21 protein-coding genes and 2 tRNA genes are annotated in these 17,385 nt (G+C 71.1%); 13 read left to right on the top strand and 10 right to left on the bottom strand.

The features are described 5' to 3' along the window. Position 1 precedes the first annotated feature (1 nt). A complete protein-coding gene (locus AB0P29_RS00505) occupies positions 2-1,702 on the bottom strand; it encodes a long-chain-fatty-acid--CoA ligase (protein WP_363377661.1) in 1,701 nt (566 codons plus the stop codon). 83 nt (positions 1,703-1,785) lie between these two features. Here AB0P29_RS00505 and gatC point away from each other — a divergent pair, with 83 nt between their 5' ends. The 6 genes from gatC to AB0P29_RS00475 all read left to right on the top strand — a co-directional run bounded on the left by gatC (position 1,786) and on the right by AB0P29_RS00475 (position 7,363). After that, positions 1,786-2,085 carry an Asp-tRNA(Asn)/Glu-tRNA(Gln) amidotransferase subunit GatC gene (gene gatC / locus AB0P29_RS00500; RefSeq protein WP_251580976.1) on the top strand — a complete coding sequence of 100 codons (300 nt, stop codon included), beginning with the start codon at positions 1,786-1,788 and terminating at the stop codon, positions 2,083-2,085. Beyond that, entirely contained in the window at positions 2,082-3,593 is a 1,512-nt protein-coding gene (gatA, locus tag AB0P29_RS00495) for an Asp-tRNA(Asn)/Glu-tRNA(Gln) amidotransferase subunit GatA (RefSeq protein WP_363377659.1), read from the top strand. The genes gatC and gatA overlap by 4 nt, the downstream gene beginning before the upstream one ends. Further along, entirely contained in the window at positions 3,593-5,107 is a 1,515-nt protein-coding gene (gatB, locus tag AB0P29_RS00490; protein ID WP_363377657.1) for an Asp-tRNA(Asn)/Glu-tRNA(Gln) amidotransferase subunit GatB, read from the top strand. Before gatA ends, gatB begins: the two co-directional genes overlap by 1 nt. A 65-nt stretch (positions 5,108-5,172) precedes the next feature. Then, positions 5,173-6,429 (top strand): DNA polymerase IV, encoded by a 1,257-nt coding sequence (gene dinB, locus AB0P29_RS00485; protein WP_311283787.1) that lies wholly within the window; start codon positions 5,173-5,175, stop codon positions 6,427-6,429. A gap of 57 nt (positions 6,430-6,486) precedes the next feature. After that, the gene (locus AB0P29_RS00480; protein WP_064002474.1) at positions 6,487-6,804 is read left to right on the top strand and encodes a hypothetical protein; all 318 of its coding nucleotides are present in this window, start codon (positions 6,487-6,489) and stop codon (positions 6,802-6,804) included. Continuing rightward, a complete protein-coding gene (locus AB0P29_RS00475) occupies positions 6,788-7,363 on the top strand; it encodes a hypothetical protein (RefSeq protein ID WP_363377655.1) in 576 nt (191 codons plus the stop codon). Before AB0P29_RS00480 ends, AB0P29_RS00475 begins: the two co-directional genes overlap by 17 nt. A gap of 7 nt (positions 7,364-7,370) precedes the next feature. On the opposite strand, the gene AB0P29_RS00470 is transcribed toward AB0P29_RS00475, so the two are convergent. From AB0P29_RS00470 to AB0P29_RS00440, 7 genes are all read right to left on the bottom strand, one after another. Further along, positions 7,371-7,775: a DUF2017 family protein gene (locus AB0P29_RS00470; RefSeq protein ID WP_363377653.1), complete on the bottom strand. Its 405-nt coding sequence runs from the start codon at positions 7,773-7,775 to the stop codon at positions 7,371-7,373. Positions 7,776-7,855: 80 nt separating this feature from the next. Then, the gene (clpS, locus tag AB0P29_RS00465) at positions 7,856-8,146 is read right to left on the bottom strand and encodes an ATP-dependent Clp protease adapter ClpS (protein WP_363377651.1); all 291 of its coding nucleotides are present in this window, start codon (positions 8,144-8,146) and stop codon (positions 7,856-7,858) included. A gap of 1 nt (position 8,147) precedes the next feature. Beyond that, positions 8,148-8,489 (bottom strand): metallopeptidase family protein, encoded by a 342-nt coding sequence (locus AB0P29_RS00460; protein ID WP_064002475.1) that lies wholly within the window; start codon positions 8,487-8,489, stop codon positions 8,148-8,150. 34 nt (positions 8,490-8,523) lie between these two features. Next, positions 8,524-8,599 (bottom strand) — tRNA-His (locus AB0P29_RS00455). Between the two features lie 34 nt (positions 8,600-8,633). Then, entirely contained in the window at positions 8,634-9,254 is a 621-nt protein-coding gene (gene orn, locus AB0P29_RS00450; protein ID WP_082886092.1) for an oligoribonuclease, read from the bottom strand. Between the two features lie 45 nt (positions 9,255-9,299). Further along, positions 9,300-9,372: transfer RNA gene (locus AB0P29_RS00445), tRNA-Arg, on the bottom strand. Positions 9,373-9,399: 27 nt separating this feature from the next. Further along, the gene (locus tag AB0P29_RS00440) at positions 9,400-10,008 is read right to left on the bottom strand and encodes a hypothetical protein (protein ID WP_363377648.1); all 609 of its coding nucleotides are present in this window, start codon (positions 10,006-10,008) and stop codon (positions 9,400-9,402) included. A gap of 60 nt (positions 10,009-10,068) precedes the next feature. Between AB0P29_RS00440 and AB0P29_RS00435 the strand changes: the two genes are divergently transcribed. Continuing rightward, positions 10,069-11,493 carry a PLP-dependent aminotransferase family protein gene (locus AB0P29_RS00435; RefSeq protein WP_217531814.1) on the top strand — a complete coding sequence of 475 codons (1,425 nt, stop codon included), beginning with the start codon at positions 10,069-10,071 and terminating at the stop codon, positions 11,491-11,493. Between the two features lie 8 nt (positions 11,494-11,501). Here the strand turns inward: AB0P29_RS00435 and AB0P29_RS00430 are convergent, their stop codons facing one another. Beyond that, a complete protein-coding gene (locus AB0P29_RS00430) occupies positions 11,502-11,747 on the bottom strand; it encodes a hypothetical protein (RefSeq protein ID WP_359918648.1) in 246 nt (81 codons plus the stop codon). A 118-nt stretch (positions 11,748-11,865) separates the two neighbouring features. Here AB0P29_RS00430 and msrA point away from each other — a divergent pair, with 118 nt between their 5' ends. The 5 genes from msrA to AB0P29_RS00405 all read left to right on the top strand — a co-directional run bounded on the left by msrA (position 11,866) and on the right by AB0P29_RS00405 (position 15,777). Continuing rightward, positions 11,866-12,390: a peptide-methionine (S)-S-oxide reductase MsrA gene (gene msrA / locus AB0P29_RS00425; protein WP_253034424.1), complete on the top strand. Its 525-nt coding sequence runs from the start codon at positions 11,866-11,868 to the stop codon at positions 12,388-12,390. 168 nt (positions 12,391-12,558) lie between these two features. After that, a complete protein-coding gene (gene ssb / locus AB0P29_RS00420) occupies positions 12,559-13,032 on the top strand; it encodes a single-stranded DNA-binding protein (RefSeq protein WP_217531820.1) in 474 nt (157 codons plus the stop codon). 45 nt (positions 13,033-13,077) lie between these two features. Further along, positions 13,078-13,575 carry a hypothetical protein gene (locus tag AB0P29_RS00415; protein WP_311283781.1) on the top strand — a complete coding sequence of 166 codons (498 nt, stop codon included), beginning with the start codon at positions 13,078-13,080 and terminating at the stop codon, positions 13,573-13,575. A 50-nt stretch (positions 13,576-13,625) separates the two neighbouring features. After that, positions 13,626-15,305, top strand: coding sequence for an energy-dependent translational throttle protein EttA (ettA, locus tag AB0P29_RS00410; RefSeq protein ID WP_217531822.1), 1,680 nt, complete (start codon positions 13,626-13,628; stop codon positions 15,303-15,305). Next, positions 15,298-15,777 carry a thioesterase family protein gene (locus tag AB0P29_RS00405; RefSeq protein ID WP_253034426.1) on the top strand — a complete coding sequence of 160 codons (480 nt, stop codon included), beginning with the start codon at positions 15,298-15,300 and terminating at the stop codon, positions 15,775-15,777. Before ettA ends, AB0P29_RS00405 begins: the two co-directional genes overlap by 8 nt. A gap of 6 nt (positions 15,778-15,783) precedes the next feature. On the opposite strand, the gene AB0P29_RS00400 is transcribed toward AB0P29_RS00405, so the two are convergent. Then, positions 15,784-16,656, bottom strand: a complete 873-nt coding sequence (locus tag AB0P29_RS00400; RefSeq protein ID WP_363377644.1) for an acyl-CoA thioesterase II — start codon at positions 16,654-16,656, stop codon at positions 15,784-15,786. 53 nt (positions 16,657-16,709) lie between these two features. Here AB0P29_RS00400 and AB0P29_RS00395 point away from each other — a divergent pair, with 53 nt between their 5' ends. Continuing rightward, positions 16,710-17,384, top strand: coding sequence for a hypothetical protein (locus tag AB0P29_RS00395; RefSeq protein WP_363377643.1), 675 nt, complete (start codon positions 16,710-16,712; stop codon positions 17,382-17,384). Position 17,385: the final 1 nt, after the last annotated feature.

Below are 17,385 nucleotides of genomic sequence, written 5' to 3'. Positions count from 1 at the left end.
CTCAGGCGTCCTTCGCGAGGAGCGCGTCGCGCACCTGTCGGCGCAGGACCTTGCCGATGAGCGACCGCGGCAGCTCCTCGACCGTCTCGATCCGCTTCGGCACCTTGTAGGGCGTCAGCCGGGTGCGGGCGAACGCGCGCACGTCCTCGACGTCGACCTCGCTCACCCCCGGCGAGGGGATCACGACGGCGACGACCTGCTCGCCGCTGTGCGCGTCGGGGAGACCGACGACGGCGGCATCCGCGACCTGCGGGTGCTGCCGGAGCGTGGCCTCCACCTCGGAGGGCGACACGTTGAACCCGCCCGTGACGATGAGTTCCTTCAGGCGGTCGACCACCCGGAAGAACCCGTCGGCGTCGCGCTCGACGATGTCGCCGGTGCGGAACCAGCCGTCGACGAGCACCTTCTCGGTTTCCTCCGGCTTGCCGTAGTACCCCGAGAACACCTGCGGTCCCCGCACCACGAGTTCGCCCGGCTCGCCGTCGCCGAGGACACGGGACGGGTTCTCGGGGTCGACGATCCGCGCGTCCGTCCCCGGGATCGGGATGCCGATGGTTCCGGCCTTCCGGTTGTCGGCCGGGGGGTTGACCATCAGGACGGGGGAGCACTCACTGAGCCCGTAGCCTTCGATGAGGTACCCGCCGGTCGCCTCCTCGAACGGTTCGACCAGCGCAGGGGAGAGGGCCATGGCGCCCGACACGCCGATGCGGATGCCGCGGATCGAGGCCCCGCGTTCGCGGGCGCGTGCCAGCAGGCGCTCGGCTATCGGGGGGACGAGCGGCAGGACCGTGGGCGGGTGCTTCTTGACCGCATCGATCACCATGTCGGCGTCGAACTTGGGGAAGAGCACGAGACGCGCTCCCATCGACATCGCGAAGGTGAGGCAGAGGGTGAGCCCGTAGGCGTGGAACATCGGCAGGACGGCGTAGAAGACGCATCCGTCCCCGCGCTGCACGGCCGGGATGAACGCTTGGCTCTGTCGGGCGTTGGCGAGAAGGTTGCGGTGCGTCAGCATCGCCCCCTTCGGCGTCCCCGTCGTCCCCGAGGTGTACTGCAGGACCGCGAGGTCCTCGGTCCGCGGACCGGGGTGGGATGCCGCCAGGGCGGGCGTCCTCACCAGGTCGTCCCACGACAGCGCACCGCGCGCCGGCGAGGTCAACGCGGCTCGCGATTCCCGCGCCTTCTTCACGGGCAGCCGCAGCGCGAGGCGCGTGTGCAGGGGCAGCGCCCGCGTGACGTCGACGGCGATGAGCGCCTCGACGCGGAGGTCCGCGGGGAACCCCTGCACGGTCGGCGCGACCTTGTCCCACACGATGGCGTGCCGCGCGCCGTGGTCCTGGAACTGCGTCCGCAGCTCGCGCGGGGTGTAGAGGGGGTTGTGCTCGACGACGACCGCGCCCAGTCGCAGGACGGCGTAGAACGCGACGATGTGCTGCGGGCAGTTGGGGAGGACGATCGCGACCCGGTCGCCCTTGTTCACCCCGAGATCGCGCAGCCCCGCGGCCGCCCGGTTCACGGCGTCGTGCAGGGCCGCGTACGTCGTCTCGCGTCCGAAGAACTGCAGAGCGGGCGCCTCGGGATAGTCGCGGGCGGACTCGTCGAGCAGGTCCATCAACGACCCGTCGATGGGGGGCAGGTCGAGGGGGACGCCCTCACCGTACGAGGAGAGCCACGGGCGATCGGCGGAGGGCGAATCGGTCACGCCCCCAGCCTAGGGCGCGGGTCGGCGCGGGCGCGGGTCGGCGCGGGCTCGGGAGGGCGACCGGCCCGAACTAGACTGTCGGGGTGTCTGAAATCACCCCCGATCTCGTGCGCCATCTCGGCGTGCTCGCCCGGATCCAGCTGAGCGACGAGGAGGTGGAGCGGCTCACCGGCCAGCTCGACGCGATCGTCGACAACATCGCCAAGGTGTCCGAAGTCGCCACCCCCGAGGTCGCCGCGACGAGCCACCCGATCCCGCTGCGCAACGTCTTCCGCCCCGATGTCCCCGGCGACATGCTGACCGTCGACGAGGTGCTCCAGAACGCACCGGATGCCGCCGACGGCCGGTTCCGCGTGACCGCGATCCTGGGGGAGGAGCAGTGAGCGACATCCTGAAGCTGACCGCCGCCGACCTCTCCGCGAAGCTGCGCTCCGGCGAGCTCTCGAGCGTCGAGGCCACGCAGGCCCACCTCGACCGCATCGCCGCCGTCGACGGCGACGTGCACGCCTTCCTCCACGTCTCCGACCACGCGGTCGAGGTCGCGGCCGACATCGACCGCCGCCGCGCCGCCGGCGAGGAGCTCGGCGAACTGGCCGGCGTGCCCCTGGCGATCAAGGACGTCCTCGTGACGACCGACATGCCCTCCACGAGCGGTTCGAAGATCCTCGAGGGCTACATGTCGCCCTACGACGCGACCGTCGTCGCACGGTCCCGGGCGGCGGGCCTCGTCCCGCTCGGCAAGACCAACATGGACGAGTTCGCGATGGGCTCGTCGACCGAGCACTCGGCGTACGGCCCGACTCGGAACCCGTGGGACCTCGATCGGATCCCCGGCGGCTCCGGCGGCGGTTCGGCCGCTGCGGTGGCCGCGTTCGAAGCGCCGCTCGCGCTCGGTTCCGACACGGGCGGCTCGATCCGCCAGCCCGCGCACGTCACCGGCACCGTCGGGATGAAGCCCACGTACGGCGGTGTGAGCCGCTACGGCGCGATCGCCCTCGCCTCGAGCCTCGACCAGGTCGGTCCCGTCTCGCGCACCGTCCTCGACTCGGCGCTCCTGCACGACGTCATCGGCGGGCACGACCCGCACGACGCGACGTCGCTGATCGACGCCTGGCCGTCGTTCGCCGCCGCCGCCCGCGAGGGCGCGACCGGCGAGGTCCTCAAGGGTCTGAAGGTCGGCGTCATCCGCGAGCTCGACGACTCCGGCTTCCAGTCCGGCGTGTCGGCATCCTTCCGAGCGTCCCTCGCCGCGATGGAGGCAGCGGGCGCCGAGATCGTCGAGGTCAGCGCACCGCACTTCGAGTACGGCGTCGCCGCGTACTACCTGATCCTCCCGGCGGAGGCGTCCAGCAACCTGGCGAAGTTCGACTCGGTCCGTTTCGGGATGCGGGTGAACGTGCCCGGCGGCACCGTCGAGGACGTCATGGCCGCCACGCGCGACGCCGGCTTCGGCGACGAGGTCAAGCGCCGCGTCATCCTCGGCACCTACGCGCTCTCGGCGGGCTACTACGACGCCTACTACGGCAGCGCGCAGAAGGTCCGCACCCTCATCCAGCGCGACTTCGACGAGGCGTTCGCGCAGGTCGACGTCATCGCGACGCCGTCCGCGCCGACGACCGCGTTCCGCCTGGGCGAGCAGCTCGACGACCCGCTGCAGATGTACCTCAACGACGTGACGACCATCCCGGTCAACCTCGCCGGCGTCCCCGGCATCTCGATCCCCTCGGGCCTCGCGGAAGAGGACGGGTTGCCCGTCGGCATCCAGTTCGTCGCTCCCGCCCGCGAGGACGCGCGACTGTACCGCGTGGGGGCGGCGCTCGAGGCGCTGCTCGTCGACAGCTGGGGCGGTCCGATCCTGGACCGCGCCCCGATCCTCGGAGGAGCCCGCTGATGGCCAAGGACGCGCTGATGGACTTCGACAAGGCGCTCGAGCTGTTCGAGCCCGTCCTCGGATTCGAGGTCCACGTCGAGCTCAACACCGAGACCAAGATGTTCTCGCCCGCCGGCAACCCGGCGAACGAGGCGAACCACGATGCGGCACCCAACACGCTCGTCGCGCCCGTCGACATGGGGCTGCCGGGGTCGCTGCCCGTCGTGAACGAGACCGCCGTCCGCTATTCGATCAGCCTGGGCCTCGCCCTCGGCTGCTCGATCGCGCCGTCGTCGCGGTTCGCGCGGAAGAACTACTTCTACCCGGACCTCGGCAAGAACTACCAGATCTCGCAGTACGACGAGCCCATCGCCTTCGAGGGCAGCGTCGAGATCGAGCTCGAGGGCGGCGACGTCGTCGTCGTGCCGATCGAGCGTGCGCACATGGAGGAGGATGCCGGCAAGCTCACGCACATGGGCGGCGCGACGGGTCGCATCCAGGGCGCCGAGTACTCGCTCGTCGACTACAACCGCGCCGGCGTGCCCCTCGTCGAGATCGTCACCAAGCCGATCTTCGGCACGGAGCACCGCGCCCCCGAGGTCGCCAAGGCCTACGTCGCCGCGATCCGCGACATCGTGCGCTCGCTCGGCATCTCCGAGGCTCGCATGGAGCGCGGCAACCTCCGCTGCGACGCGAACGTCTCGCTGCGCCCGCGCGGACAGGAGAAGCTCGGCACCCGCACCGAGACGAAGAACGTCAACTCGATGCGCTCGGTCGAGCGCGCGGTGCGCTACGAGATCCAGCGGCAGGCCGCGATCCTCGCCGCCGGCGGCACCGTCACGCAGGAGACGCGGCACTGGCATGAGGACACCGGACGCACCTCGCCGGGTCGTCCCAAGTCGGATGCCGACGACTACCGCTACTTCCCCGAGCCCGACCTGCTCCCCGTCGAGCCGTCCGCAGAGCTGATCGAAGAGCTCCGCGCGGCGCTCCCGGAGGCTCCGGCGGTGTACCGGCGCCGGCTGAAGGCGGAGTGGGGGTTCACCGACCTCGAGTTCCAGGACGTCGCGAACGGCGGGCTGCTCGCCGAAGTCGAGGCGACGATCGCCGCCGGCGCGTCACCGGCATCCGCCCGCAAGTGGTGGACCGGCGAGATCACCCGCATCGCGAACGCGCAGGGCACCGAGCCCGCCGCCCTCGTGTCGCCCGAGTCGGTGGCGCAGCTGCAGAAGCTGGTGGATGCCGGCACCCTCACCGACAAGCTGGCCCGCCAGGTCCTGGAAGGCGTCATCGCGGGGGAGGGCACGCCCCAGGAGGTCGTCGACGCCCGCGGTCTCGCCGTGGTCTCGGACGACGGGGCGCTCATCGCCGCGATCGACGAGGCCCTCGCCGCCCAGCCCGACGTGCTCGCGAAGATCCAGGACGGCAAAGTTCAGGCCGCCGGCGCCGTCATCGGTGCGGTCATGAAGGCGATGAAGGGCCAGGCGGACGCCGCCCGTGTCCGCGAGCTCATCCTGGAGCGCGCCGGCCAGTGACGCCCTGACGATGCCGTCGGCCCCGGATCCGTACCGGTGTCGGCGGCATCGTCGACAATGGACGTATGGGACGCGGTGACGGGACGGGGCGGATCGTCTCGCCCGACGGCGCCGACGACACCGGCACCCGCATCCTCCACGTCGACATGGACGCGTTCTACGCGTCCGTCGAGGTCCTCTACGACCCTTCCCTGGCGGGCAAGCCGCTCATCGTCGGCGGCATGGAGGGGCGCGGCGTCGTCTCCAGCGCCTCGTACGAGGCCCGGCGCTTCGGCGTGCGCTCCGCCATGTCGGTCGGGCGCGCCCTGCAGCTGTGCCCGCAGGCGATCGTCGTCGTGCCGCGGTTCGAGCGCTACTCGGAGCTGTCGAAGAAGGTCATGGCCATCTTCCGCGACGTCACCCCGCTCGTGGAGCCGCTCTCGATTGACGAGGCGTTCCTTGATGTGAGCGGCGCGCGCCGGCTGTGGGGGAGTCCCGGCGAGATCGCCCGCATGGTCCGGCGTCGCGTGCTCGACGAGACCGGACTGACGTGCAGCATCGGCGTCGCGGCCACGAAGCACGTCGCCAAGATCGCCTCGACCGTCTCGAAGCCCGACGGCCTCCTCATCGTCAGCGAGCCGGACACCCAGGCGTTCCTCGCGGCGCGGCCCGTCGGTGCGCTGTGGGGCGTGGGCCCCAAGGCGGCCGAAGCCCTCGAGGCCCGCGGCATCCGGATGGTGTCGGACATCCTGAACACGCCCCGGGGCGTCCTCGACCGGGCGCTGGGACCGGCGATGGGGGCACGGGTGTCGCAGCTGGCCCGCGGGATCGATCCGCGGTCCGTGCAGACCGAGCACACCGAGAAGAGCGTCGGACACGAAGAGACCTTCCTCGAGGACGTGTCCGACGTCGCGACGCTGCGGAGCGAGTTCCGGCGGTTGTCGGACCGGGTCGCGAGCCGCCTCCGCGCGGGCGGCTGGGAGGCCCGCACGATCGCGGTGAAGGTGCGGTTCTCCGACTTCACGACGCTGTCGCGGTCGGTGAGCGTCCCCGAGCCCACCAACGTCGGCCAACGCATCGGCGACGTCGCCCTCGACCTCTTCTCGAAGATCGATCTCGTGCAACCCGTGCGCCTCATCGGCGTGCGCGGCGAGAAGCTGACCGCCGACGGCGTGGGCGGCCTCGCACTGTGGGACGACGATGCCGAGTGGCGCCGCGTCGACGCCGCACTCGACGACGCGCGCTCGCGCTTCGGGCGCGGCGCCGTGACGAGGGCGAGCACACTCGGCCCCAGACGCGACGTCAATGCGCTGCCGACCAACCCGCGACCGGTGCAGGAGTGAGGACGCGTCACGCGCAAGCCCCTGTGCGTGACCGTGCGACCGGCTAGCGTGGTCGTCATGGCCAACCTCCCTCTCGAACTCGGCAAGCAGTTCGCGTCCCTCGGTGTCACGAGCGTCTACGGCGAGCAGCAGGACGTCGACGGCATCCGGCTCATCCCCGTCGCCCTCACCTGGTCGGGCTTCGGCGCGGGGGAGGACCCCAACGGCGGCGGCGGCGGTGGCGGAGGTGCCGCGATCCCGGTCGGCGCCTACATCCGCAAGGGCGACGACCTGCGGTTCGAGCCGAACCTCGTCTCGCTCCTCGCGGTCGGGATCCCCTTCGTGTGGGTCGCCGGACGGGCGCTCAGCCGCGTCATCCGTGCCCTCACCCGCTGATCCCTCCCTCACCACTGCGGCAGCGGCGGGGATCGAGCGGGTCGCCGACGCGGTGAACGCGGCGCCCGGCGTCCCGGTCGTCGTCCTGATCGACGGACGCTCGGGTGCCGGCAAATCGACCTTCGCCGACACGCTGGCCGCGCGGTTCCCGGATGCGGCCGTCGTGCGGCTCGACGACGTCTACCCGGGGTGGGACGGACTGCGGGCGGCGACCGACATCGTGCACGAGCGGGTCCTGACGCCGCTCCGGCGCGGGGAGGCCGCAAGATGGCCGCTGTGGGACTGGTCCCGCGACAGACCGTCGGGACGTCACGCGACGGTGGACCCCGCCCCGGTGATCATCGTCGAAGGAGCCGGGGTCCTCACCGCGGCATCCGCCGCTCTCGCGGACATCACGGTCTGGCTGGAGGCACCGGATGCCGCGCGCAAGACGCGCGCCCTCGCCCGCGACGGCGATGCCTATCGCCCGCACTGGGAGCGGTGGGCGACGCAGGAGGATGCGCACCTGCGCAAGAACCGACCGGCGGAGCTCGCGCGGATCGTCGTGCCGCTGCCCTGACCGGGCCTCAACCGTCGAGGGCGCGGACGAGCACGTCGAGTCGGTACCCGACCCACTCGTACACCCCGAAGCGCGGATCCCCGTCGCCGTCGTGGTCCTCGCCGGTGGCGCCGAGCCGCTCCGCGAGCACGAGCCGCAGCGCGGCGAGGGTCCGCAGCCACGCGCCGGCGACCTCCGGCGTCAGCTCGACGACCAGCGCGTCCTCGGCCTGGGTGCGGTCGAGCTCCGCGGGGTCCAGGTCGCGTCCGTCCCGGCGCAGCGACGCGCGCACCACCCCGGCATCCGTCAGCCGTCGCTCCAGGATGTCGTCCTGCGTGAGCCGGCGGAACTCCGCGGCCGCGTCGGCGTCGTCGCGGTAGGCGTCGGGGACGAGCCGGCGGACGGCGGGATCGCGTGCGTCCCGCTCGGCCACGACCTCCTCGAACTGCGCGAGGAGGTCCGACAGTTACGCCGCCTCGAGCAGCGTGAGCTCGAGGGTGATCCGTCGACCGGTCACGAGCCGGCCTCGCGCACCGTCGCCCAGAGACCGTAGTCGTGCATCGCCTGCGCGTGGAGTTCCATCTGCTCCCGCGACCCCTCGGCCACGACGGCGTGCCCGTCGTGGTGGACCGCCAGCATCAACCGGTGCGCCTTCTCGCGGGAGTACCCGAAGTACTCGCGGAAGACGTGGACGACGTAGCTCATGAGGTTCACCGGGTCGTTCCAGACGACCGTCTGCCAGGGACCCGACGTGGATGCCTTCAGGTCGACCTGTTCGTCGAGGTCGGGGCTCGCGATGCTCATGTCACGCCCATCCCAGTTCGTGCAGGCGCGTGTCGTCGATCCCGTAGAAGTGGGCGATCTCGTGCACGAGTGTCGTGTGCACCTCGTCGCGCAGCTGATCGAGGTCGTCGCACGCATCCAGGTGCGGCTCGCGGTAGACGATGATGCGGTCGGGGAGATCTCCCATTCCGTACCGGTCGCGCTCGGTCAGGGCGAGGCCGTCGTACAGTCCGAGCAGATCGAGGGATCCGTCCTCGGGGCGGTCCTCGACGACGAAGACGACGTTGTCGAGACCGGCGACCATCTCATCGGGCAGGGCGTCGAGTTCGGACGCCACGAGGTCCTCGAAGGCCTCGGCATCCATCTCGATCACGATCGCGCCTCATGAGGGGAAAGCATGGGGTGAGTAACGGGACTCGAACCCGCGACCCCCTGGACCACAACCAGGTGCTCTACCAACTGAGCTATACCCACCATGTGCCCGTCTCCGGGCAACCACACAAGTGTATTACAGACCCGAGGCGAACGATGACACCGTCGCGGCCGCGGCGCTCCGCGCGTCGTCGCTCGTCGGTCCGGGGGCGGCGACGAAGACCGTCTCGCGGTAGTACGCGAGTTCGCGGATGCTCTCGCGGATGTCGGCGAGGGCGCGGTGTCCGCCGTCCTTCGCGGGGGCGTTGAAGTACGCGCGGGGGTACCACCGCCGGGCCAGTTCCTTCACGCTCGACACGTCCACATTGCGGTAGTGCAGCCACCGGTCGACACGCGGCATGTAGCGGGCGAGGAACATCCGGTCCGTGCCGATCGTGTTGCCCGCCAGCGGCGCCTTGCCCTCGGGCACGAAGCGCTGGATGTACTCGAGCACCTGGAACTCGGCGTCGGCGAGGCTGACGCCGTTCGGGATCTCGGTCAGCAGACCCGAGCTCTCGTGCATCTTCGTGACGAAGTCGTTCATGTGGGCGAGGGCCGAGTCGTCCGGCTTGATGACGATCTGGAACCCCGGGTCGAGCACGCGGAGGTCGAAGTCGGTGATCACGACGGCGACCTCGACGAGCTCGTCCACCGACAGGTCGAGGCCCGTCATCTCGCAGTCGATCCAGACGAGGCGGTCGTTCTCCGCAGCTGACACGTGGTCTCCTCCCACAGGAGTCGGCGTGGTCACGGCGACTCGGAGCCCCTCCAGGAGGATTCGAACCCCCGACCTGGCGGGTAGAAACCGCTCGCTCTGTCCACTGAGCTATGGAGGGAAGGATGCTCGTTCCCCAGGCTACCGCTCAGACCGCGATGGTCGCTCGGCGCACACGCAGCGCCCGCCAGCGTGCCGACAGGGCGAGGGCGAGGTGGACGCCGGGGCCGATGAGCACGGCGAACAGGACGGTCCCGAGCCCGACCGTGCCGCCGAGGAGCCATCCGGTGACGAGCACGCTGCCCTCGACCGCGAACCGGCACACCCAGATCGGCCAGCCGAACCGCGCGTGCAGCCCCGTCATGAGTCCGTCCCGAGGGCCCGGCCCGAGGTCGGCCCCGAGGTAGATCCCGGATGCGGCGGCGATGAGCGCGATGCCCAGGAGGAAGACGACGACGCCCCAGAGGTAGTTCCCGACCGGGGGGATCACGGCCAGCGCGCCCTGCATGACCGCCCCGACGACGAGGATGTTCGCGATCGTTCCGATCCCGGGCTTCTGGCGGAGCGGGATCCACGCCACGAGGACGAGGGCGCCGGTGAGGACGACGATCCAGCCGATGCCGATGCCGGTCTGCAGCGCGAGTCCCTCTGCGAGCACCGTCCAGGGGTCGAGGCCGATGCCGGCCTGGACGAGCACGGCGCATCCGACGCCGAAGAGAGCGAGGCCGACGACGAGACGGATGAGGCGGAGGGTCATGAGTCCATTCCAGCGTACGATTGGCCTCCTGCACACAGTCCAATCTTGGATCGGTGGACCATGGACTCTCGAATCGGCGCCCGGACCCTCGCCGGCGCCCTCGGCGGCTGGCGGACGCGCACGCCCACCTACGAAGCCCTCGCCGACGGCATCCGGCTCCTCTGCCTCGACAACCGCATCCCGGCCAACACCGCCCTTCCCGCCGAGCGGGAACTCGCCGTGACCCTCGGACTCAGCCGCGCGACCGTCGCCGCCGCGTACCGCTCGCTGCGCGACAGCGGTCACATCGAGAGCACCCGCGGATCGGGGAGCGTGACGCTCCCGCAGGTGCGTCGCGGGACGGGCCGGGTCTTCGACGACGGGGACGGCATCGACCTGCAGCAGGCGAGTCCGGCCGCGTGGCCCGGCCTCGCGGGGATCATCGCCGACGTCGGTGCCGATGCGGCATCCCTCGTCGGCCGGCCGGGCTACGACATCGTCGGCAGCAGCGAGCTGCGCACGGCGATTGCGGACCGGTACACGATGCGCGGCCTCCCGACTGCTCCCGACGAGATCCTGGTGACGAACGGCGGCCAGCACGCCATCCATCTCGTCACCTCCGCCCTCCTGCGTCCGGGCACGACGGCGCTGCTCGAGACGCCCACCTACCCGCACGCGACCGAGGCGATCAAGGCGACGGGCGCGAGGGTGACGGGGACACCGGTCACGGTGGAGGACGGCTGGGACCTCGACCGAGCGGTCCAGGCCTTCCGCCGCGCCCGGCCCACCCTCGCGTACCTCATGCCGTGGTTCCAGAATCCGACGGGACGGAGCATGACGACGGCGGATGCGGCGACGTTCCGCTCCGCGGCCGCCGGCGCGGGCACCGTGCTCGTGATCGACGAGACGACGGCGGAGCTCTCCATCGACGGCGACACCCCCGCCGCGCTCGACTTCGGCCCGCGCGCCGTCCGGATCGGATCCCTCGGCAAGACGGTCTGGGGCGGACTGCGTGTGGGGTGGGTCCGCGCCGAGCGGGCGTTCGTCCGCCGCCTCGTCGCGTCGCGGCCGCGGCGGGACCTCGGGACGGCGGAGTTCGAGCAGGCCGTCGCGACGCGCCTGGTCCGTTCGATGCACGAGATCCTGCCCCAGCGGGCGGAGCTCCTCGGGCGGGGGAGGGATGCCGCCGTCGCCGCGCTGCGCGAGACGGTGCCGACCTGGTCGGTGCCGGTGCCCCGTGGCGGTGTCTCGCTCTGGGTCGGGCTGGACGCGCCGCGCAGCGGCGGCCTGGTCCTGGCGGCTCGTCGCGAGGGGGTGCTCCTCTCGGCGGGTCCGCGCTTCTCGGTGGACGGCGGCTACGACGGACACCTGCGCCTGCCCTTCACCGCACCGCCGGAGCAGATCCGTCAGGCGGTCGCCGTCCTGGCACGCGTGTGGCCGGAGGTGACCGGTCGCACCGCGCTTCACCCCGTCGAGGAGCGCGAAGCGATGGCCGCGATCGTCTGATTCGTCGCTCAGCGGGAATCGTGGAGGGCCGCGACGGCGTCGTCCATACGCCAGAACTCCCCGACGTCGACGAAACCGCCCGCCGAGGCGCGGTAGCGTCGGGCGAGGTAGCGGCATCCGTCGCCGTCACCGGTCCGTGCGACGTGGCCGATCACGCGGCCCGACCCGTCGACGACACGCGCCACGCGGTCGGACACCGCGACCAACCGGTACGCACGGAGCCGGTGGGCGGTGCTCGCTGCGATGGTGCTCATGGTCCCTCCTCCGACGGGTCCACACTGTACGCTCGGCCTCCGACATCCCCCGGGGAACAGCGCAGCCGTCGCGCGCGTTGTCACCGGTGACGATCCAACAGTGAAAGGAAGGTCTCGCATGCAGACCTATGTGCTTGCCGGAGGCTGCTTCTGGTGTCTCGACGCCGCCTACCGCGCTCTCAACGGAGTCGTCTCGGTGGAGTCGGGATACGTCGGCGGATCGGTGCCGTCGCCGACGTACGAGCAGGTGTGCACCGGGACCACCGGGCACGCCGAGGCGGTCAAGGTGACCTTCGACGAGGAGGTCATCCCGTCCGACGTCATCCTCGATGCGTTCTTCACGATGCACGACCCGCGGCAGCTGAACCGCCAGGGCAACGACGTCGGCACCCAGTACCGGTCGGCGATGTTCCCCGCCGACGACGCGCAGCGCGAGACGTTCGAGCGTGCCGCCGAGCGCGCGGCCGAGTGGTGGGGCGGCGGACTCGTCACCACCATGGAGCCGCTGACGGAGTGGTACCCGGCCGAGGACTACCACCAGGACTTCTTCGCGAAGAACCCCGGTCAGGGCTACTGCCTCGCCGTCGCCGTCCCGAAGGTGAACAAGGTCCGGGCGCGGTTCGGCGAGTACGCCCGCAGCTGAGCCTCCTCCACAACGCCTCGGCCCCCGATCGGATCCACCGGTCGGGGGCCGAGGCGTTCGTGCGTGCGGCTCCGGCGCGATTCTGAGGGGGCTCCGACGCCCGCCGGGCACGCGGGCGTCGGAGCATCATCCGGGCACGCCGTGCCCCCGACCTCTCAAGGAGTCGCAATGAAGGATCACATCACGATCGTCGGCAACGTCGGCGCGGACCCCGAGTTCCGGCGGCTGCCCGACGGCACACCGGTGGTCTCCCTGCGGGTGGCGAGCACCGAACGCCGGTACGACGCGAAGGCCGGCGCGTGGGTCGACGGACACACGAGCTGGTACCGGGTGTCGGTGTTCCGCGCCCTCGGCGAGCACGTGGCCGCCTCCGTCCGACGGGGACAGCGCGTCGTCGTGCTCGGCACCCTCGCGATCAAGCGGTGGGAGGCCGGGGAGAAGTCGGGGACGGATGCCGAGATCGACGCTCTCGCCGTCGGGCACGACCTCGCGTTCGGGACGACCGTCTTCACCGGAACGAGTCGGCCGCGGGAAGAGGCCCGACCGGTCGAGGCGGATGCCGAGTGGGCACCGGCCGGGCCGGTCGAGGACTCCGCGGACGACCGCGTCGACCGCCCCGAACCGGTCGCGACGCCGTTCTGAGGGGACCCAGCCGGCTCGGAGGGCGCACGCCCTAGACTCTGGCCCGTGCGCCGACACCAGTCCCCGCGGGGAACCCGCCTGCTTCTCATCGCGTTCGCCCCCGCCGTGGCCGTGTCCCTGGTCGCGTGCGCGCCGGATGCGGCGCCGCGTGCCTCCGAGCCGGCCTCTCCTTCGCCGTCGGTGTCGTCGCCCGGTCCCACGCCCACGGGGACCCCGGGTCCTGCGGACGGCTCGGCGGAGGCGCTCCTGCCGACCTTCACCTCCGTCATGGACGAGGTGTGGCGCGGATCGAAGTCCGTGAAAGGCCGCGACTACGTCGACGCGCTCGTCGCCGCCGGATTCGCGAAGGACGCCATGCAGGTCACCTTCGACGAGACGTCCGTCGGCCTCCCGGCCGACAGCATCCAATTCTCGGTGCGCATCGATGACGAGTGCCTCGTCGGGCAGGTCGGTCCGTCGGTGCCGGGCCCGACCGCGCTCGTGATGCCGGGGCTTCCCGCGGGGGAGTGCCTGGTGGGGGAGACCCGCCCGATCGACTGGTGACCGCTCCGCGGTGCCGCAGGACGAAGCGTCGCCCGTAGACTTGGGTCGTTATGGCCGAATACATCTACTCCATGGTCCGCGCCCGCAAGGCCGTCGGCGAAAAGCTCATCCTCGACGACGTCACGATGGCGTTCCTGCCCGGTGCCAAGATCGGCATGGTCGGCCCCAACGGCGCCGGTAAGTCGACGATCCTGAAGATCATGGCGGGCCTCGACACCCCGTCCAACGGCGAGGCGAAGCTCTCCCCGGGCTTCTCGGTCGGCATCCTCATGCAGGAGCCCGAGCTCGACGAGTCCAAGACGGTCCTCGAGAACATCCAGGACGGCGTGGCGATCAAGCCCAAGCTCGACCGCTTCAACGAGATCTCCGCCCTCATGGCGGACCCCGACGCCGACTTCGACGCGCTCCTGGCCGAGATGGGCACCCTGCAGGAGGAGATCGACGCCGCCGACGGCTGGGACCTCGACTCCCAGCTGGCGCAGGCCATGGACGCGCTGCGCACCCCGCCGGCCGACGCCGCCATCGCGCCGCTGTCCGGTGGTGAGAAGCGCCGCGTCGCCCTCGCCAAGCTCCTGCTCCAGAAGCCGGACCTCCTGCTCCTCGACGAGCCCACCAACCACCTCGACGCCGAGAGCGTCCTGTGGCTCGAGCAGCACCTGCAGGCCTACAAGGGCGCCGTCATCGCCATCACCCACGACCGGTACTTCCTCGACAACGTCGCGGAATGGATCGCCGAGGTCGACCGCGGGCGCCTCATCGGCTACGAGGGCAACTACTCGACCTACCTGGAGAAGAAGGCCGAGCGCCTCGACATCCAGGGCAAGAAGGACGCCAAGCTCGCCAAGCGCCTGAAGGAAGAACTCGACTGGGTGCGCTCGAGCGCCAAGGGCCGCCAGACCAAGTCGAAGGCGCGCCTGGCCCGCTACGAGGAGATGGCCGCCGAGGCCGAGCGCACGCGCAAGCTCGACTTCGAGGAGATCACGATCCCGCCCGGGCCGCGTCTGGGCAACGTCGTCATTGAGGCGAAGAAGCTGCAGAAGGGCTTCGGCGACCGTTCGCTCATCGACGGGCTCAGCTTCAGCCTGCCGCCAAACGGTATCGTCGGCGTCATCGGCCCCAACGGCGTCGGCAAGACGACCCTCTTCAAGACGATCGTCGGTCTCGAACCCCTCGACGGCGGCGACCTGAAGATCGGCGAGACCGTCAAGATCAGCTACGTCGACCAGTCGCGCGCCAACATCGACCCCAACAAGACGCTGTGGGAGGTCGTCTCGGACGGGCTCGACATCATCACGGTCGGCAAGACCGAGATCCCCTCGCGCGCCTACGTGTCGAAGTTCGGTTTCAAGGGACCGGACCAGCAGAAGAAGGCCGGGGTGCTCTCCGGCGGTGAGCGGAACCGCCTGAACCTGGCTCTCACCCTCAAGGAGGGCGGCAACCTGCTCCTCCTCGACGAGCCGACGAACGACCTGGACGTCGAGACCCTGAGCTCGCTCGAGAACGCCCTGCTCGAGTTCCCCGGCTGCGCCGTGGTCATCACCCACGACCGGTGGTTCCTCGACCGCATCGCGACGCACATCCTCGCCTACGAAGGCACGGCTGAGAAGCCCGACCAGTGGTACTGGTTCGAGGGCAACTTCGAGGCGTACGAGGCGAACAAGGTCGAGCGACTGGGGGCGGATGCCGCCAACCCGGCCAAGTCGACCTACCGCAAGCTGACGCGTGACTGAGGCCCGCATCCGGGTCCCCATCCACCTCCGGTGGGGGGACCTGGACGCGTACAACCACGTCAACAACGCGTCCATGCTGAAACTCCTCGAGGAGGCGCGCGTCCGCGCCTTCTGGATGCCGGGCGCCACCGAGCGCGCCGTGCCCACCGCGGTCATCGACGCGAGCCACGGTGCGGCGCAGCTGACGCTCATCGCGCGGCAGGAGATCGAGTACCTCGCGCCGGTGCCGTACCAGCGGGACCCGATCGACGTGCAGATGTGGTTCGGCAAGATCGGCGGATCGAGCGCCGAGGTGCACTACGAGGTCTTCACGCCCGAGGGCCACGAACCGCGGACGCTGTACGCACGGGCATCCACCGTCATCGTCCAGGTGGATGCGGTCACCGGGCGCCCTGTGCGGCTGTCGCCCGAGACGCGTGCCGCCTGGGAGCCCTACCTCGGCGAACCGCTGCCGCCGCTCGGACGCCGCTGAGGCGGCTCACTCGGGTGCCGGCACCCGGATCATGATCTCCTGCGCGACCGAGGCCACCAGCTGACCGTCGCGCGAGAAGATCCGGCCCGTCGCGAGCCCGCGACCGCCCTGCGCGCTCGGCGACTGCTGCACGTACAGCAGCCACTCGTCGACCCGCGCCGGGCGGTGCCACCACATCGCGTGGTCGAGGCTCGCGACCTTGAGGCCGGGGGTGGACCACGACGTGCCGTGCGCCCGCAGCACCGACTCCTGGATCGTGAGATCGCTCATGTAGGCGAGGGCGGCCCTGTGCAGGCGCGGGTCGTCGGGCAGGTCGCCGCGGGTGCGGACCCAGACGGACTGCTGCGCCACCTTCTCCTCGCCCGGCGTCGCGTAGAGGGGCTGTTCGACGTGACGCACCTCGATGGGACTCTGGTCGAAGTGCCGCTTGCTCATCGGGTGGAGTCCGGCGAGCACCGCGTCGTCCGACAGGTCCTCGGGTCCGGGGACGCCCGCTGGCATCTCGTCCTGGTGCTCGAGCCCCGTGGCGTCCGTCTCGAACGACGCGATCATCGAGAAGATCGGGACGCCCTCCTGGAACGCCTGAGTGCGGCGGGTCGAGAACGACCGGCCGTCGTGGATGCGGTCCACGGAGAAGGTCATCCCGCGCGTCGAGTCACCTGGCCGCAGGAAGTAGCCGTGCATCGAGTGGGCGGCGCGATCGTCCTCGACGGTGCGCGCCGCGGCGATGACCGCCTGTGCGAGGACCTGCCCGCCGAACACCCGGCCGAGCGGCATCGACTGCGACACCCCGGTGAAGATGTCCTCGGTCGTGCGGGCATCGCTCGACGCGAGATCCAACACCGCCAGCAAACCGTCGACGTGATCCGATTCGCGCACAGCGTCCCCTCCCGGGCGACCCGAGGCGGCGCCCGGTTGGTAGTTTAGGTCGGATGGCCCCGCAGCTCGTTTTCCCCGACCCGCGCTCGGCGGCAGACCTCCTCACGTTCGCCGGACGCGCCGCCCGCCTGGGCGATCCCGCCGTCCGCCTCCGCGCCGCCGCCGGAACGCTCGCCGTCTCCGCGGCCCCGCTCTCGCCGCGCGGGTTCGGGGAGGACACCCCGACGGTGCTCGGCATGCGGTTCCTGCGCATCGACCCCGAGCTCGCCTGCGACCTGGTGGTGGATGCCGGTGCCCTCCGCGCGGGAGACGACGCCTCCCGTGTCGCCCTGCCCGACAGCGGCGTCTCAGCGGCGTGGGCGGGCATCTCCCCGCCGCGCGGAGGATGGGTGCCGGGCGATCCGGTGCCGGTCGAGAACCTCGCGCGCGCCGTGCGTCGCGGCGTCGACGAGGTGGCCCGTGCGCTGCCCGCGTCCCCCGGGGAGGACCTCGTGCGCACCGTCCGCGCCGCCGTCTGGGGCGCCGAGGACACCGAGTTGAACGGGCTCATCGCCGGGGTCGCCTTCGCGGCCGACGCGCTCGGGTTCCTCGGGCCGGATGCGGGAGGGGAGGCATCCGTCCTCCGGACCGGCACGTGGACACGTGTCACGCTGCCCCGCGGTCACGTCCTCGTCCGGGCGGGCAACCCGACGGGGCTGACCGCCGTGCGCGCGACCGGCATCCGCTGAG

It is taken from the genome of Microbacterium sp. NPDC080220, from assembly GCF_040686395.1.
Taxonomy (GTDB): domain Bacteria; phylum Actinomycetota; class Actinomycetes; order Actinomycetales; family Microbacteriaceae; genus Microbacterium; species Microbacterium gawkjiense.
The sequence above is the reverse complement of the archived record's forward strand: the minus strand, read 5'-3'. Positions and strand labels throughout refer to the sequence as shown.